Annotated in this window: 15 protein-coding genes, 1 tRNA gene and 1 CRISPR repeat array; of the genes, 13 read left to right on the top strand and 3 right to left on the bottom strand. The window is 69.6% G+C overall.

What is annotated here, in order from left to right; translation table 11 throughout:
- Window positions 1–8: 8 nt before the first annotated feature.
- Entirely contained in the window at window positions 9–1,679 is a 1,671-nt protein-coding gene (locus tag EES42_RS22335; RefSeq protein ID WP_124719995.1) for a helicase HerA-like domain-containing protein, read from the bottom strand.
- A gap of 102 nt (window positions 1,680–1,781) precedes the next feature.
- Here EES42_RS22335 and EES42_RS22330 point away from each other — a divergent pair, with 102 nt between their 5' ends.
- Window positions 1,782–2,078, top strand: a complete 297-nt coding sequence (locus EES42_RS22330) for a type II toxin-antitoxin system VapB family antitoxin (RefSeq protein ID WP_072488263.1) — start codon at window positions 1,782–1,784, stop codon at window positions 2,076–2,078.
- Window positions 2,079–2,336: 258 nt separating this feature from the next.
- On the top strand, window positions 2,337–2,930 hold the full coding sequence (locus EES42_RS22320; protein ID WP_124720184.1) for a LytR C-terminal domain-containing protein: 594 nt from the start codon (window positions 2,337–2,339) through the stop codon (window positions 2,928–2,930).
- Between the two features lie 304 nt (window positions 2,931–3,234).
- Here EES42_RS22320 and upp read toward each other — a convergent pair whose 3' ends face one another.
- Window positions 3,235–3,870, bottom strand: coding sequence for a uracil phosphoribosyltransferase (upp, locus tag EES42_RS22315; protein ID WP_124719993.1), 636 nt, complete (start codon window positions 3,868–3,870; stop codon window positions 3,235–3,237).
- Between the two features lie 103 nt (window positions 3,871–3,973).
- On the opposite strand from upp, the gene EES42_RS22310 reads away from it, so the two are divergent.
- From EES42_RS22310 to EES42_RS22275, 9 genes are all read left to right on the top strand, one after another.
- On the top strand, window positions 3,974–4,219 hold the full coding sequence (locus tag EES42_RS22310) for a hypothetical protein (RefSeq protein WP_124719992.1): 246 nt from the start codon (window positions 3,974–3,976) through the stop codon (window positions 4,217–4,219).
- Window positions 4,220–4,448: 229 nt separating this feature from the next.
- Complete coding sequence (locus tag EES42_RS22305; RefSeq protein WP_124720183.1) at window positions 4,449–5,021, top strand: tRNA adenosine deaminase-associated protein; 573 nt, start codon at window positions 4,449–4,451, stop codon at window positions 5,019–5,021.
- 57 nt (window positions 5,022–5,078) lie between these two features.
- Window positions 5,079–5,519 carry a tRNA adenosine(34) deaminase TadA gene (gene tadA, locus EES42_RS22300; RefSeq protein WP_124720182.1) on the top strand — a complete coding sequence of 147 codons (441 nt, stop codon included), beginning with the start codon at window positions 5,079–5,081 and terminating at the stop codon, window positions 5,517–5,519.
- A gap of 45 nt (window positions 5,520–5,564) precedes the next feature.
- Window positions 5,565–5,652: transfer RNA gene (locus EES42_RS22295), tRNA-Ser, on the top strand.
- Between the two features lie 205 nt (window positions 5,653–5,857).
- Window positions 5,858–6,245: direct repeats of the CRISPR family, unit length 21 nt; unit sequence GTGGTCCCCGCGCATGCGGGG.
- A 468-nt stretch (window positions 6,246–6,713) separates the two neighbouring features.
- Window positions 6,714–6,848 (top strand): hypothetical protein, encoded by a 135-nt coding sequence (locus tag EES42_RS47320; RefSeq protein WP_259927668.1) that lies wholly within the window; start codon window positions 6,714–6,716, stop codon window positions 6,846–6,848.
- A 9-nt stretch (window positions 6,849–6,857) separates the two neighbouring features.
- Complete coding sequence (locus tag EES42_RS22290; RefSeq protein ID WP_124719991.1) at window positions 6,858–7,151, top strand: Dabb family protein; 294 nt, start codon at window positions 6,858–6,860, stop codon at window positions 7,149–7,151.
- 240 nt (window positions 7,152–7,391) lie between these two features.
- Complete coding sequence (locus tag EES42_RS22285; RefSeq protein ID WP_124719990.1) at window positions 7,392–8,237, top strand: RNA polymerase sigma factor SigF; 846 nt, start codon at window positions 7,392–7,394, stop codon at window positions 8,235–8,237.
- 236 nt (window positions 8,238–8,473) lie between these two features.
- A complete protein-coding gene (locus tag EES42_RS22280; RefSeq protein ID WP_124719989.1) occupies window positions 8,474–9,340 on the top strand; it encodes an RNA polymerase sigma factor SigF in 867 nt (288 codons plus the stop codon).
- 67 nt (window positions 9,341–9,407) lie between these two features.
- On the top strand, window positions 9,408–10,229 hold the full coding sequence (locus EES42_RS22275) for a hypothetical protein (protein ID WP_124719988.1): 822 nt from the start codon (window positions 9,408–9,410) through the stop codon (window positions 10,227–10,229).
- A 44-nt stretch (window positions 10,230–10,273) separates the two neighbouring features.
- Here the strand turns inward: EES42_RS22275 and EES42_RS22270 are convergent, their stop codons facing one another.
- Window positions 10,274–10,486 carry a hypothetical protein gene (locus tag EES42_RS22270; RefSeq protein ID WP_124719987.1) on the bottom strand — a complete coding sequence of 71 codons (213 nt, stop codon included), beginning with the start codon at window positions 10,484–10,486 and terminating at the stop codon, window positions 10,274–10,276.
- 544 nt (window positions 10,487–11,030) lie between these two features.
- On the opposite strand from EES42_RS22270, the gene EES42_RS22265 reads away from it, so the two are divergent.
- Together EES42_RS22265 and EES42_RS22260 are read left to right on the top strand one after the other, a co-directional pair.
- On the top strand, window positions 11,031–11,552 hold the full coding sequence (locus tag EES42_RS22265; protein WP_124719986.1) for a MarR family winged helix-turn-helix transcriptional regulator: 522 nt from the start codon (window positions 11,031–11,033) through the stop codon (window positions 11,550–11,552).
- Window positions 11,553–11,575: 23 nt separating this feature from the next.
- Window positions 11,576–14,080 (top strand): MFS transporter, encoded by a 2,505-nt coding sequence (locus EES42_RS22260; protein WP_124719985.1) that lies wholly within the window; start codon window positions 11,576–11,578, stop codon window positions 14,078–14,080.
- Window positions 14,081–14,147 lie beyond the last annotated feature (67 nt).

The raw sequence follows: 14,147 nt of genomic DNA, 5'->3' as shown, positions 1-14,147 counted from the left end.
GCCCGCCCCTACCGCCTGCGGCGGGCCGTACCGAAGAGCGAACGCGAGATCTCCCGGCCCAGCTGCGTACCGACGGACCGGGCCAGCGACCGGAACATCCCGCTCCGCACCACCTGCTCGACCAGCGAGGCATCCTCCTCGGCCGCCTTCCCGCCTGCGCCCCCGCCTCCGCCCGCGCGCCCCCGTACCCGCTCCCCTCGAACCGCCTCCTCCACCGCTGCCCGGTCCGCGGCCTCCGCGGCCCTCGCGGCCTTCGCGGCCGTGGCCGCCGTCTCCGCCTCGGCGGCCCGCCGCTCCGCCTCCTGACCGGCGCTCAGCTTCTCGTACGCCGACTCCCGGTCCACCGCCTGCGCATAGCTCCCGTACAGCGGGGATCCCTTCACGGCCGCGTCGAGTTCCGCCGCCGGACACGGACCCATCAGCGACCTCGGCGCCCGCAGCCGGGTCGCGGCGACCGGCGTCGGCGCGCCGTTCTCGCTCAGCACCGTGATCACAGCCTCGCCGATGCCCAGCCGCGTCAACAGCTCCTCCAGGTCGTACGGCGAATTGGGGAATGTCTTCACCGTCGACCGCAACGCCTTCGCATCGTCCGGGGTAAAAGCGCGCAGCGCGTGCTGAACCCGGTTCCCGAGCTGTGCCAGCACCTCCGCCGGCACATCGCGGGGCGTCTGTGTGACGAAGAAGATGCCGATGCCCTTGGAGCGGATCAGCCGCACGGTCCGGGTGATCGATTCCAGGAACGCCTTCGAGGCCCCGTCGAAGAGCAGGTGCGCCTCGTCGAAGAAGAAGACGAGTTTCGGCCGGTCGAGGTCGCCGACCTCCGGCAGATCGTGGAAGAGGTCGGCGAGCAGCCACATCAGGAACGTGGAGAAGAGCTGGGGCTTGTCCTGCACCGCCGCCAGTTCCAGTACGGAGACGAGCCCGCGCCCGTCCGGAGCCTGCCGCAGCAACTCGGCCGTGTCGAACTCCGGTTCACCGAAGAAGTCGCCCGCGCCCTGCTGCTCGAAGGCGGTGATCGACCGCAGGATCACCCCCGCGGTGGCCGTGGAGAGACCGCCGATCCCCTTGAGTTCGGCCTTTCCGGTGTCCGAGACGAGGAACGCGACGACGGCCCGCAGGTCCTTGAGGTCCACCAACTCCAGGCCCTTGGAGTCGGCGTAATGGAAGATCAGGCCGAGCGACTGCTCCTGCGTCTGGTTGAGCTCCAGCACCTTGGACAGGAGTACGGGGCCGAAGCTGGTGACCGTCGCGCGCAGCGGGATGCCGGGGCCGATGCCGCCGAGCGCGTAGAACTCGCACGGGAAGCCCTCGGCCTGCCACTCCTGCCCCACCTGCCCGGCCCGTTCGGCGACCCGGTCGCCCGGTGTGCCGGGGGCGGCGATGCCCGAGACATCGCCCTTGATGTCGGCGAGAAAGACGGGAACGCCATTGGCCGAGAGCTGCTCGGCGATCAACTGGAGGGTCTTGGTCTTCCCGGTTCCGGTGGCGCCCGCGACGAGTCCGTGCCGGTTGAGCATCGCCAGCGGGATGCGGATCTGCACGTCCGGCAGGCAGATGCCGTCCCAGAGCAGCGCGCCCAGATCGAGGGCGGCCCCGGAAACGGCGTATCCGGCGGCGATCTCCCGCGCAGGTTCCGGCAGCACACCGGCATTTTCGGCCGTACTCTCGCTGTCGCTCATCGGGGCCTCATTCCGGAATGCCTGCTTTTGTGGCGTTCTTGCCAGCATCGCAGTCCGGCCCCGTGGCTGCGCCCGGAGGCTCTTGCCCGGTAGGCTTTCCGTGTGATCTTCAAGCGCATCGGAAATGGGCGGCCTTATCCCGACCACGGCCGGGAAAGCACCCGGCAGTGGGCGGATGTCGCGCCGCGCCCGGTCCGCCTCGATCAGCTGGTGACCACCAAGGGCAACCTGGATCTCGAAACCCTCCTCGCCGAGGATTCGACGTTCTACGGCGACCTGTTCGCGCACGTCGTGAAGTGGCAGGGCGACCTCTACCTGGAGGACGGACTGCACCGCGCGGTCCGTGCCGCGCTTCAGCAGCGTCAGGTTCTCCACGCCCGCGTGCTCGAACTCGGCTGACCGAAGCGGGCCCGTCCACGGACCGGGACCGGGTACTGCCGGCAGTACCGGCAGTACTGGCAGTACCGGCAGTACCGGCAGTACTGGCAGTACCGGCAACACTGCCGGTACCGACGAAGCCTTGCGCGGCCTTCGGGCCGCACCGGGGTTCGTTCGGGTGCTTTCGCACTCGGACGGGTGCGATCCATTGATCATTTAGTAGGCATCATCACCGGGTCGCACTACGCTGCGCCCATGAGCATGCTCACTCCCCCCGGCATGGGCGGAAAGTACCGCATCACGGGCGACAAGTACCCCCGGATGCGCCGCCCCCGGCGTCGCGGCAAACTGATCCTCGCTGCCACCGCCTCCGTGGTCGCCCTAGGGCTGGCCGGATGGGGCACGATGCAGCTCATCGACGTCTTCACCGGCGGCGACCGGAAGGCCAGCGCCGCGGATCACAAGACGGACTGCCCCACCGCCAGGCCGTCCGCGCCCGCGAAGGTGCTGCCGAAGCCCGCGAAGATCACCGTCAACGTCTACAACGCGACACCGCGCAGCGGCCTCGCCAAGAAGGCGGCCGACGAGCTGAAGAAGCGCGGCTTCGCCATCGGCAAGGTGGGAAACGCCCCGGCCGCGTACGACAAGAAGGTCCCCGGCCCCGGGGTACTGCTGGGCGCCCCGTCTGCCACGAACGGCTCGTTCCCGGTCCTCGGCACGCAGTTGGTGGGCGCCACGCCGAAGACCGACGCCCGCAGGACGGCGGACGTCGATCTGATTCTCGGTACGAAGTTCAAGACGTTCAACACGCCCCAGTCGGCGGCCGCGGCCCTCGCCGCGCTGACGAAGCCCGCCCCCGCACCGTCCTGCTGACGGCTGCGGGCACCCCTCGTCCGGGTGAAGGTACGAGGGGAACCTCCCGGCGCGGAGATCCTGGTCGGAAAGCACAGTCTCGGAAAGCACAGGCGGGGACAGCTCTGCGCACGTTCCTGCCACGGCCGCGGCTGCTCATCCCTCGGCCCCACGCCCCGGACCCACACCGCAGGCTCATGCCCGGGGCTCCCTCCGACTTGTCCGGTTGTCCGGGGACCGATCGCGCAGTGCCCCGGCCGGGAAACGGAATCCCGACCGGGGCACTGGTAGTACCGGTCCGGCCTCGACCGGCCGGACGGTCCTGCTAGTCGACGGTGCCGTACATCCGGTCACCCGCGTCGCCGAGGCCCGGAACGATGTAGCCGTTCTCGTTGAGCCGCTCGTCGACCGAGGCGGTGACCACGGTGACCGGCGTACCGGCCAGCTCGCGCTCCATCACCTCGACGCCCTCGGGCGCCGCGAGCAGCACGACCGCGGTGACATCGTCCGCGCCGCGCTTGATCAGTTCCTGGATGGCCGCGACCAGCGTGCCGCCGGTGGCCAGCATCGGGTCCAGGACGTAAACCTGGCGACCGGAGAGGTCCTCCGGCATCCGGGTGGCGTACGTCTCCGCCTGGAGCGTCTCCTCGTTGCGGATCATTCCCAGGAAGCCCACCTCGGCGGTCGGCAGCAGCCGCACCATGCCGTCGAGCATGCCGAGACCGGCCCGCAGGATCGGCACGACCAGCGGCCGCGGGTGCGACAGCTTCACCCCGGTCGTCGGTGTGACCGGGGTCTCGATGTCGACCTGTTCGGTGCGCACATCCCGGGTGGCCTCGTAGGCGAGCAGGGTGACCAGCTCGTCGGCGAGCCGCCGGAAGGTCGGGGAGTCGGTGCGCCTGTCGCGCAGGGTGGTGAGTTTGTGCGCGACCAGTGGGTGGTCGACGACGTGGATCCGCATGGGTTCAACAGTAACCGTGCCTCCCGTACCCGTGCGCTGGCATCAACCGCATGTTCGGGGGGAAGGTGGGGGCATACCGACCCAGCCTTGGGGTGATGAGCCGATGCCGGACGGGGAAAAGCCGAAGCGGGACCAGCCGGACCAGCAGGTCCAGCAGGACTCGCAGGTCCGGCAGGACTCGCAGGTCCAGCAGGACCCGGAGGAGACCGCCGCAGCGCGCCGCAGGCGGCGCGCCCAGTTCCTGCGCGAACTCCACGAGGCGAAAGCCCTCCGCGACCGGGTGCAGCCCCGCCGCGCCAGGGCGGCCCGGATGCGTCAGGCCATGCGCATGCGCACCTTCCGCTGGTAGCCGGCGGTGCCCCGGCATCCTCGTTGAGAGCGTCCGGCATCCCCGCTGACAGCGTCCGGCGTCCCCCTGGTGGCGGCGTCCGGCAGAACTGATGGCCGACTCAACGGCCGAACTCCTCTCGCGGAGCCCATGTTTCTGCCACGATTCCGATGGGCGGGACCCAGGACAGCCGGACCACCGGCTGCCCTCCCGCCGGACCGACACCCCTATGACCAGTGGGAGAGTCACGGTGTACTTCGCCGCACTGCTCGCGCGCACCGAAGACGGGTGGGAAGCGAGCGACACGGAGCTCGACGATGTGGAGACCCTGTCCGACCTGACGGATCTGGCCCGTGAAGCCTCGGTGGACGAGGACACGGTGCTCGTCTTCATCGAACAGGAGGACGCCTGGTTCGGCGTCGTCCGGGTGGACGGTGAGGACGACCCCCGAATCTTCATCTCGGACGCCACCGCCGCCGCCCGTTCCTCGTACGGGGAGATCCTGCTCACCGACGAACTGCTCGGCCGCGAACCCGGGGCCGAGGACACGATTGCCGCCCTCGAAGAGCTCGTCGGCCTCGACGACACGGAGGACGGCGACCCGGACACCACCCCCGACAACAACACCACCGCCACCGACGACGATGATGACGACGACGACGGCCTGGACGCCGACGCCGTACCGGCCGGCCCGCTCGGCGACACCCGGATCCTGGCCGATCTCGGACTCCCCGAGGCCGAACTGCTGATGCTGCGCACGGACGCACTGGTGGAGATCGCGGACGCGCTCGGCGCGGCCGAGGTCCTGGAGACCGTCCGTTAGGGTCCGCGGGTGAGCGAACCACCGCACGACCCCGTGAGAGACCCGTGGCGGGCGCACATGCGCCGCGCCCTGGCCGAGGCCGATCTGGCGGCGCGGGCCGGCGATGTGCCGGTCGGCGCCGTCGTACTCGGCCCGGACGGCGCCCTGCTCGCCACGGGCCACAACGAACGCGAGGCGACCGGCGACCCGACCGCGCACGCCGAGGTCCTCGCCGTCCGCAGGGCCGCCGCGGCCCTCGGCCGGTGGCGGCTGACCGGCTGCACGCTGGTCGTCACCCTGGAGCCCTGCACGATGTGCGCGGGCGCCCTGGTGCAGTCCCGCGTGGACCGGGTGGTCTACGGCGCCCGCGACGAGAAGGCCGGCGCGGCGGGCTCCCTCTGGGACCTCGTACGCGACCGCCGGCTCAACCACCGCCCCGAGGTCATCCACGGCGTGCTGGAGCAGGAGTGCGCAAGCCTCCTGACGTCCTTCTTCCGCACCCCGTTCCGCACCTCCTGAGAACCGATTTCTGTACACGGCGGGGGATGGTCTAAGCTCTCTCTCGGTAGCGTGTCCGAGCGGCCGAAGGAGCTCGCCTCGAAAGCGAGTGTGGGGAAACTCACCGAGGGTTCAAATCCCTCCGCTACCGCCATCGACGCCCTCCCGGACTGCGGAAACGCAGACCGGGAGGGCGTTCGCGCATCATTGGGCCCGCCACGCCGGAGCCGACGTCGGCTCTTGATCCCCGCGCGGGACTTAAGCACAACTGGTCGAGTCGAGCGTGTGGCGAAATGTCTGAATCTCAAGAAGTAAGTAAAAACAGGCTCCCCCTGCCATAAACCAGCAGGTCAGGAACTGTGGTCCCCGCGCATGCGGGGTTGGTCCCTCCTTCCGAGAGGGCCTGCCGGACCTCTGGCCGTGGTCCCCGCGCATGCGGGGTTGGTCCCTCCCAGAGTTGGGCCCTGGTGCGGTACTCGCGGTGGTCCCCGCGCATGCGGGGTTGGTCCCGGGAATGCCCAGTACCGGATTGTGAACCTGTTGTGGTCCCCGCGCATGCGGGGTTGGTCCCTCGCCTCCCGCTGGACGGCGTACCGGGCGGGGGTGGTCCCCGCGCATGCGGGGTTGGTCCCAACGACAGCCGCGGTGTCTCCTACCAGCAGATGTGGTCCCCGCGCGTGCGGGGGTTGGTCCCATGAACGTCTTCGAGAAACCGCCGGAGGAGACGTGGTCCCCGCGCATGCGGGGCTGTCCCGCGAAGTGGCCGAAGCGGTCCGGAGGCCCCGGCCACGACTGTGGCCCCGCACGACTGTCGTCGTGCCGGGGCCACAGATCGCCCGCGCTCAGGTCGGGGGAAGCGGCATCGGGGGGACAAGCCGCTTCCCCCGGTGAGAACGGGGCCCGCCGGTCCTCGTCGCGGTCAGGGGGGTGACCTGCGGCGAGGACCCCACAGTGGGGGCCCGTTCCGAGCCCTTCGGATTCCTGCCTCATCCGCTGGGCTCACCTCCATGCTGCTCCCTCGCAGGGCCCGCGCGGGCGGGCAAAGGGCCTCGATCGTGGGGTCCTTGGTCCTTAAAGGTCGCGTGAGTAGTCGGAGATCCTTCGAGGGATGCGGGCATGCGTGCGGATAGAATCGCCCGACTGCACAGGAGATCGAAATAGAGGATCGAAGGGGAGGCGGGGGCTGTGGTACAAGCGAAGAAGATAGTTCTCTACGTGATATTCGTCTTCGTGGCGTACACGATCATCACCTCCCCGGAGCGGGCGGCGGACCTCGTCCAGGTAGGGTTCGAAGGCGTTTCGAGTGCCGCACAGGGCGTCGGCGACTTCATGTCCGAGCTCGTGAAGTAGGAGTACACCGTGATCCGCCATCTGGTCCTGTTCAAGCTGAACGACGGCGTCGAGCGGGACGACCCGCGGGTCGTCGCCGGGGCGGAGGCCTTCCGGGAGCTGGAGGGGAAGATCCCCGAGCTCACGTTCTGGGAGTGCGCCTGGAACATCACCGACCGGCCGATCGCGTACGACTTCGCCATCAACTCCGCGGTCGCCGACCAGGACGCCCTGAAGCGGTACATCGAGCACCCCGCGCACCAGGCCGCCGCCGGGCAGTGGCGCGAGTTCGCCACCTGGGTGATCGCCGACTATCCGTTCTGAACCAGTCGATCCGGTTGATCCGGTTGATCCGGTTGATCCGGTTGATCCGGAAATCAGGTTCGGTCCGGACCGCCACCTGGCCCCTCACCAACACGGTGAGGGGCTTTTTTGGTGTTTAAACCAAGTTGAACCCAACACGACGCTATACGGTGCTTGCACACAGTGGACATGTCTTGTGATGCTATGACCGCTTTTGACGGATGAGTTGACCGAAGTTGACCGCAAAGGGGTGGCCTCATCGTGCCGGCCAGTACAGCGCCTCAAGTGCCTCCCCAGTCCGTCCAGACCGAGGCACCCGACAGTACGACGACGCCCGCCAGGACCCGGGGCGCGGACACCAGGGCGCTCACCCAGGTGCTCTTCGGTCAGCTCAAGAACCTGGAGGCGGGGACCCCCGAGCACGGCCGGGTGCGGGCGGCCCTCATCGAGGCGAACCTCCCGCTGGTGCGATACGCCGCGGCGCGGTTCCGCAGCCGCAACGAGCCGATGGAGGACGTCGTCCAGGTCGGCACGATCGGCCTGATCAACGCCATCGACCGGTTCGACCCCGAACGCGGTGTCCAGTTCCCGACGTTCGCGATGCCTACCGTCGTCGGCGAGATCAAGCGGTACTTCCGGGACAACGTCCGGACCGTCCACGTGCCCCGGCGCCTGCACGAGCTGTGGGTCCAGGTCACCGGCGCCACCGAGGACCTGACGACTGCTCACGGCCGCTCGCCCACCACCGCGGAGATCGCCGAGCGGCTGAGGATCTCCGAGGACGAGGTGCTCGCCTGCATCGAGGCGGGGCGCTCCTACCACGCGACCTCGCTGGAGGCCGCCCAGGAGGGCGACGGGCTGCCCGGGCTGCTGGACCGGCTCGGCTACGAGGACCCGGCGCTCGCCGGGGTCGAGCACCGCGACCTCGTCCGGCATCTGCTCGTACAACTGCCCGAGCGCGAACAGCGCATCCTTCTGCTGCGCTACTACAGCAATCTGACGCAGTCCCAGATCAGTGCCGAACTGGGTGTCTCCCAGATGCATGTGTCAAGACTGTTGGCCCGCAGCTTCGCCCGACTGCGATCCGCAAACAGGATCGAGGCCTAACCGGATCGGGTAGAGCAGTCGAAGTCCCGTTTCCGGCGCCCCAAATGGCCCACACCCCCTGTTAACTGCGCAGACGTCACAAAGACTTGTCGACATGTCACTACAGCGTGTTGCCGACATGTGACATTCTGCGGGAACCGCGTTTGCCGTGGCCTCGCCTCCGGTATTCAGGTGGAGGCTGCGTTCCTCCGATGGTCGCGGCTCAACGCGACCGTCCGCGACCTCAAGGGGGTGGCATGTCCGCAGAACAGGGCAGCTCGAAGGTGCTCACGCTCACGAAGAGCGAACCCGCACCCGTTGTGCTCACCAGCTCGTCGGAAGCCATCGACACCCGCACTCTGTCCCGCTCCCTGTTCCTGCGCCTCGCCGCGCTGGGGCCGGCACCCGGCCCCGATGGAACGGACAGCCCGGAGCGTGCCTACGTACGGGACACACTCATCGAGCTGAACCTCCCACTGGTGCGCTACGCCGCGGCGCGGTTCCGCAGCCGCAACGAGCCGATGGAGGACATCGTCCAGGTCGGCACGATCGGCCTGATCAAGGCGATCGACCGGTTCGACTGCGAGCGGGGCGTCGAGTTCCCGACCTTCGCGATGCCGACCGTCGTCGGGGAGATCAAGCGCTTCTTCCGCGACACCTCGTGGTCGGTGCGCGTCCCGCGCCGGCTCCAGGAGCTGCGGCTCGCGCTGACCAAGACCAGCGACGAGCTCGCGCAGAAGCTCGACCGCTCGCCGACCGTGCCCGAGCTGGCCAAGGCGCTCGGGGTCTCCGAGGAGGACGTGGTCGACGGTCTGGCCGTCGGCAACGCGTACACCGCCTCCTCGCTGGACTCGCCCTCGCCCGAGGACGACGGCGGCGAGGGCTCCCTCGTGGACCGGCTCGGCTACGAGGACTCGGCCCTGGAAGGCGTCGAGTACCGCGAATCGCTCAAGCCGCTGCTGGCCAAGCTCCCGCCGCGCGAGCGCCAGATCATCATGCTGCGGTTCTTCGCCAACATGACCCAGTCGCAGATCGGCGAGGAGGTCGGCATCTCGCAGATGCACGTCTCGCGCCTGCTGACCCGTACGCTCGCCCAGCTCAGGGAAGGGCTCATCGCCGACTGACCGCCGTGGACTCCCGTACCGGAGCACAAGGGTTCCGATTTGACGGACCGTCAGCCACACTGGCGCGATGCGACGTCAGATGCTCGGCTCGAACGGCCGCCGGGGCACCGTGATCGCCGCCTCGGCGGCCGCACTGTGTCTGGGTGGCGTGCTGGCCGCCTGCGGCGGAGGCACGACGGACGAGGGCTACGTGGCGCTCGGCGCGGCGGGAACGGATTCCGGGAGAACGCCGGCCGGGGCGGTGGCGCCATCGGGGAAGGTGGCGCTGGTCCCGCTGGACCGGGACGGCAAGGGCGACGGCAGCGGTGGCAGGAGCGGCGGCGGCGGTGGCCACTCCGGCGATCGTGGGGCTTCACCGGGGGCCTCGGCCCGTGCCGACGGGCCCGACGGAGGTGGTGACGCCACAAGCACCACGAGCGGTGGAGCGTCCCGGTCGCCCGGACCGGGACCGTCCGGGCCGTCGGGAACGCACGGCACCGGCGGCAGCGGGAACGGCAGCGGTACGGGGGGCTCCGGAGGGGGGTCCTCCGAACCCTCGGCGCCCTCGACGCCCTCCGCGCCCGGATCCGGCGCAACCACCGGGCCCGCCGTCCTGGCGGTGGGCGAACCGGTGCGGGCTGCGGCCGACGAGCGCTGGTGCGAGAAGGTGACCGTGAAATTCCGGAACACCGGAGGATCGCCGGCGCGGTCGGGGACCGTCACCTTCGCCACACACATCATCGGTGCGCTGGGGGTCGACTGGGCGACCGTCGAGTCGACCGGGCCGCTGCCCGCGCCGATCGACGCGGGAGCGGCGCGGACGGAGACGTACACCGTCTGCGTGGACGCCTGGCGGGTGCCCCTGGGCATGCATGTCGAGACCCGGGACGTCACCGCCGTATTGAAGTAGTGACGGGTGGAAGCGTGCGGTGCCGGACAGGCCCCGGACAGGTTCTAGCCGAGGGCGAGCCAGGCGACCGCGCCGAGGGCGACGATCACCACGACGACGGCGGCGATCACCCCGACGCGCGGTCCGGACGAAGCGGCGGCCGGCTGCTGCCGGCGCTGCGGCTCGCCCTCGTCGACGAAGGCGCGGAACATCTGGGTGCTGCCGGCCGGGTCGTGGTTGCCCTCGGGGCCCTGCGGGGCGTGGGGGTTGTGTGCCATGTGCCAGGACCCTAGCGAACTCGGCGTTGCGGCCCAACCCCCGGGTCGGCGAAGGGCCGAGGCCGGGGGCGCGGGAGCGGTGAGGAGGTGGTCGGCGCCCTGCGGTGGGGTGGGGGGCGGCGGGCTGCCCCGGTGCGGTCCCCGGAGGGTGCTCAGGTACGTATCCGGGTGCGTGTACAGGGTAGTTGTGGGGTGTGGGGCGGACATCTGTCGGCAACTCAGCACACACATACGGGACTTGACGTTTCGGGCCGCCTCCCGGGCGGGATCGGACGGCGGCGCTCCGGGCACTCCGCGTACCCGTTTCCCCACGCTTCCTCACGCCGTCGGAGCCGCCCCGGGCGGCACCCCATCCGCCCCGGCTGTGGCACGAGACACATCCCGTGCCACCCGTACGCCACACGCTGGACCTTTGACCGGAGCCGTACGCAGCCTTTTGCTTTCCTTTACTTCTGCAAGCCCCCTTTCGTTTGCCTGCAGCAACCAACGGCTTCTATGGTTGCCCTAAGCAACAAGATGAACCGGTGAGATGTCTGGGGGTCCCGTGGCCGCACGGAGTCAGTACGAAGAACTGGCCCGGCAGCTGAGTGCCGTAGGGGCCGTCAAGAGAGGTCTCGCCCGCATCCTGCCCGCCGAATGTCCGGGCGGCTCCGCCGCCGTGCTGGCCCTTCTCAGGCAGCACGGTGAGATGCGGATCAGCCGGCTGGCCGAGCTGCTGGACGTCGATATGTCGGTGACCAGCCGTCATGTCGCCCATGTGGCCGAGCGTGGCTGGATCGAGCGGTCCTCTGATCCGGCGGACAAGCGGTCCCGCATCCTGCGGCTGACCCCCGACGGACACGACGTGCTCCGCGATCTGAACCGGCGGACCACCGAGATGTTCGCCCATAACCTCTCCGACTGGTCGGACGACGAGGTCGGACAGCTCAACACGCTGTTGGCCCGGCTGCGCGACAGTTTCGCCTGTCGCGGGCCCAGCGGGTGCGGCCCCGGAAAGCACAGCGGCGACTGCCGCTCCCGGCATGCCGACAGCGACAACGACTCGCACACCCGTACACCCGTGTAACAGAAGCAAAGACAAGGACTTAAATGGCTACGACCACACCAACCGGTGTGCGGGGCGGCCACGCCAAGCACGGGGGATCCCCGGATCCCTCGTCCGGCGCGCCGATGACACACCGGCAGATCATGGAGGCGCTGGCCGGGCTCATGCTCGGCATGTTCGTCGCCATCCTGTCGTCGACCGTCGTCTCGAACGCACTGCCCGAGATCATCTCCGACCTCGGCGGCGGCCAGAGCGCCTACACCTGGGTCGTCACGGCCTCGCTGCTGGCGATGACCGCCACCACCCCCCTGTGGGGCAAGCTCTCCGACCTGTTCAGCAAGAAGCTGCTGGTCCAGATAGCCCTGGTCATCTACGTCGCCGGCTCGGTCGTCGCCGGTATGTCGACCAGCAGCGGCATGCTGATCGCCTGCCGTGTCGTCCAGGGCATCGGCGTCGGCGGTCTCTCCGCCCTGGCGCAGATCGTGATGGCGGCGATGATCGCCCCGCGTGAGCGCGGTCGCTACAGCGGATACATCGGTGCGGTGTTCGCCGTCGCCACCGTCGGTGGCCCGCTGCTCGGTGGTGTCATCACCGACACCAGCTGGATGGGCTGGCGCTGGTGCTTCTACGTAGGTGTGCCGTTCGCCGTCATCGCGCTGATCGTGCTCCAGAAGACCCTGAAGCTCCCGGTCGTAAAGCGTGAGGTCAAGGTCGACTGGTGGGGCGCGTTCTTCATCAGCGCCGCCGTGTCGCTGCTGCTCGTCTGGGTGACCTTCGCGGGCGACAAGTACGACTGGCTGTCCTGGCAGACCGCCGCGATGGTCATCGGTTCCCTCGTGCTCGCCGGGATCTTCATAGCCGTCGAGGCCAAGGCCAGCGAGCCGATCATCCCGCTGCGCCTCTTCCGTAACCGCACCATCACGCTGGCCTCGCTGGCCTCGCTGTTCGTCGGTATCGCGATGTTCGCGGGCACCGTCTTCTTCAGCCAGTACTTCCAGCTGGCACGCGGCAAGTCACCGACGATGTCGGGTGTCATGACGATCCCGATGATCGCGGGTCTGTTCATCTCCTCGACGGTCTCCGGCCAGGTCATCACCAAGACCGGCCGCTGGAAGGCCTGGCTGGTCAGCGGTGGCTTCCTGGTCACCGCCGGGCTCGGACTGCTCGGCACCATCCGGTACGACACGACGTACTGGCACATCGCGGTCTTCATGGCCGTCATGGGTCTCGGCATCGGCATGATGATGCAGAACCTGGTGCTCGCCACGCAGAACCAGGTCGCTCCGTCCGACCTCGGCTCGGCCAGCTCCGTCGTCACCTTCTTCCGTTCCCTCGGTGGTGCGATCGGCGTCTCGGCGCTGGGCGCCGTCATGGCGAACCGCGTCACCCACTACGTCAAGGACGGTCTCGCGGAGCTCGGCCCCAAGGGCGCCGCCATGGGCCACGGCGGTACCGGCGGCGGGGGCATCCCCGACCTGGACAAGCTGCCCGCGCCGTTCCGTACGGTCGTGGAGAGCGCCTACGGGCACGGTGTCGGCGATGTCTTCCTGTACGCCGCTCCGGCCGCGCTGATCGCCTTCGTGGTCACGATCTTCATCAAGGAGGTCGCCCTGAAGACCAGCGCTTCGAGCGAGGCCCCGACCACGGCCGAGACCCCGGTCGTCGAAGCGGCCGAGGCTCCGGCCGCCATCGCCGACGCGCCGGTCTCCGCGGCAGTGGCCCCGGCCACGGCCACGCCGACGGCCACCTCGGCCGACGCCCCGGAGGCCCCCGCCACCCTGCACGGCACGTCCGTGCACGGTGTGGTGCGCGGCGCCGAGGGCGCGCCCGTCGCACGGGCCGCCGTCACGCTGATCTCGCTGGCCGGCCGACAGCTGGGGCGCTCCGTCGCCCAGGCCGACGGCAGCTACGGCCTGGACGCGCCGGGCTCCGGCAGCTACGTCCTGATCGCGTCCGCCGACGGCTTCCAGCCGCAGGCGTCCACGGTGGTCGTCGGTGCCGAGCCGCTCGCGTACGACATCCTGCTCTCCGGTACGAGCGGACTGGCCGGTGTCGTGCGGGCCGCGGAGACCTCCTCCCCGGTGGAGGGCGCCATGGTCATCGTGACCGATGTGCGCGGCGACGTGCTGGCCACCGGCAAGTCCGGCGAGACCGGCGAGTTCACCTTCGGTGAGCTGGTTCCCGGCTCGGTGACCGTCGCGGTGAACGCCGTCGGCTTCCGTCCGCTGGCGCTGCCGGTGGAGATCGGCGGCCAGGGCGTCACCCGGGTCGAGGCCGCGCTGCAGTCCGGTGCGCTGGTGCAGGGTGTCGTGCGGGCCGGTTCCGCACGGCGGCCGCTGCCGGACGCCCGGGTCACGCTGGTCGACGCGGCGGGCAATGTGGTCGCCACCTCGACGACCGGGGAGGACGGGGCGTACGCCTTCACCGACCTGGACTCGGGCGAGTACTCGGTCATCGCGACCGGCTACCCCCCGGTGGCGAGCGCGCTGACCGTCTCCGGTCGCGGGGCCGACGGCCACGACATCGAGCTCGCCCACCCCGGCGAGTAATCGAGTAACCACAGACCCCTGGCGGGTCGGCGTTTCGAGCGGAGACGCTGTACCGGTCGGTGGAAAT

It is taken from the genome of Streptomyces sp. ADI95-17, from assembly GCF_003846175.1.
In the GTDB taxonomy this organism is placed as follows: domain Bacteria; phylum Actinomycetota; class Actinomycetes; order Streptomycetales; family Streptomycetaceae; genus Streptomyces; species Streptomyces sanglieri.
Note: the sequence above shows the minus strand (reverse complement) of the source record. Positions and strands in the feature narration are given on the sequence as shown.

Excerpts from the sequence above, each read along its gene's own strand:
- EES42_RS22320 (WP_124720184.1), top strand. The coding sequence starts at position 2,337 with ATGGGCGGAAAGTACCGCATCACGGGCGACAAGTACCCCCGGATGCGC.
- upp (WP_124719993.1), bottom strand. The coding sequence starts at position 3,870 with ATGCGGATCCACGTCGTCGACCACCCACTGGTCGCGCACAAACTCACC.
- EES42_RS22260 (WP_124719985.1), top strand. The coding sequence starts at position 11,576 with ATGGCTACGACCACACCAACCGGTGTGCGGGGCGGCCACGCCAAGCAC.
- EES42_RS22275 (WP_124719988.1), top strand. The coding sequence starts at position 9,408 with ATGCGACGTCAGATGCTCGGCTCGAACGGCCGCCGGGGCACCGTGATC.
- tadA (WP_124720182.1), top strand. The coding sequence starts at position 5,079 with ATGCGCCGCGCCCTGGCCGAGGCCGATCTGGCGGCGCGGGCCGGCGAT.
- EES42_RS22280 (WP_124719989.1), top strand. The coding sequence starts at position 8,474 with ATGTCCGCAGAACAGGGCAGCTCGAAGGTGCTCACGCTCACGAAGAGC.
- EES42_RS22270 (WP_124719987.1), bottom strand. The coding sequence starts at position 10,486 with ATGGCACACAACCCCCACGCCCCGCAGGGCCCCGAGGGCAACCACGAC.
- EES42_RS22335 (WP_124719995.1), bottom strand. The coding sequence starts at position 1,679 with ATGAGCGACAGCGAGAGTACGGCCGAAAATGCCGGTGTGCTGCCGGAA.
- EES42_RS22310 (WP_124719992.1), top strand. The coding sequence starts at position 3,974 with ATGCCGGACGGGGAAAAGCCGAAGCGGGACCAGCCGGACCAGCAGGTC.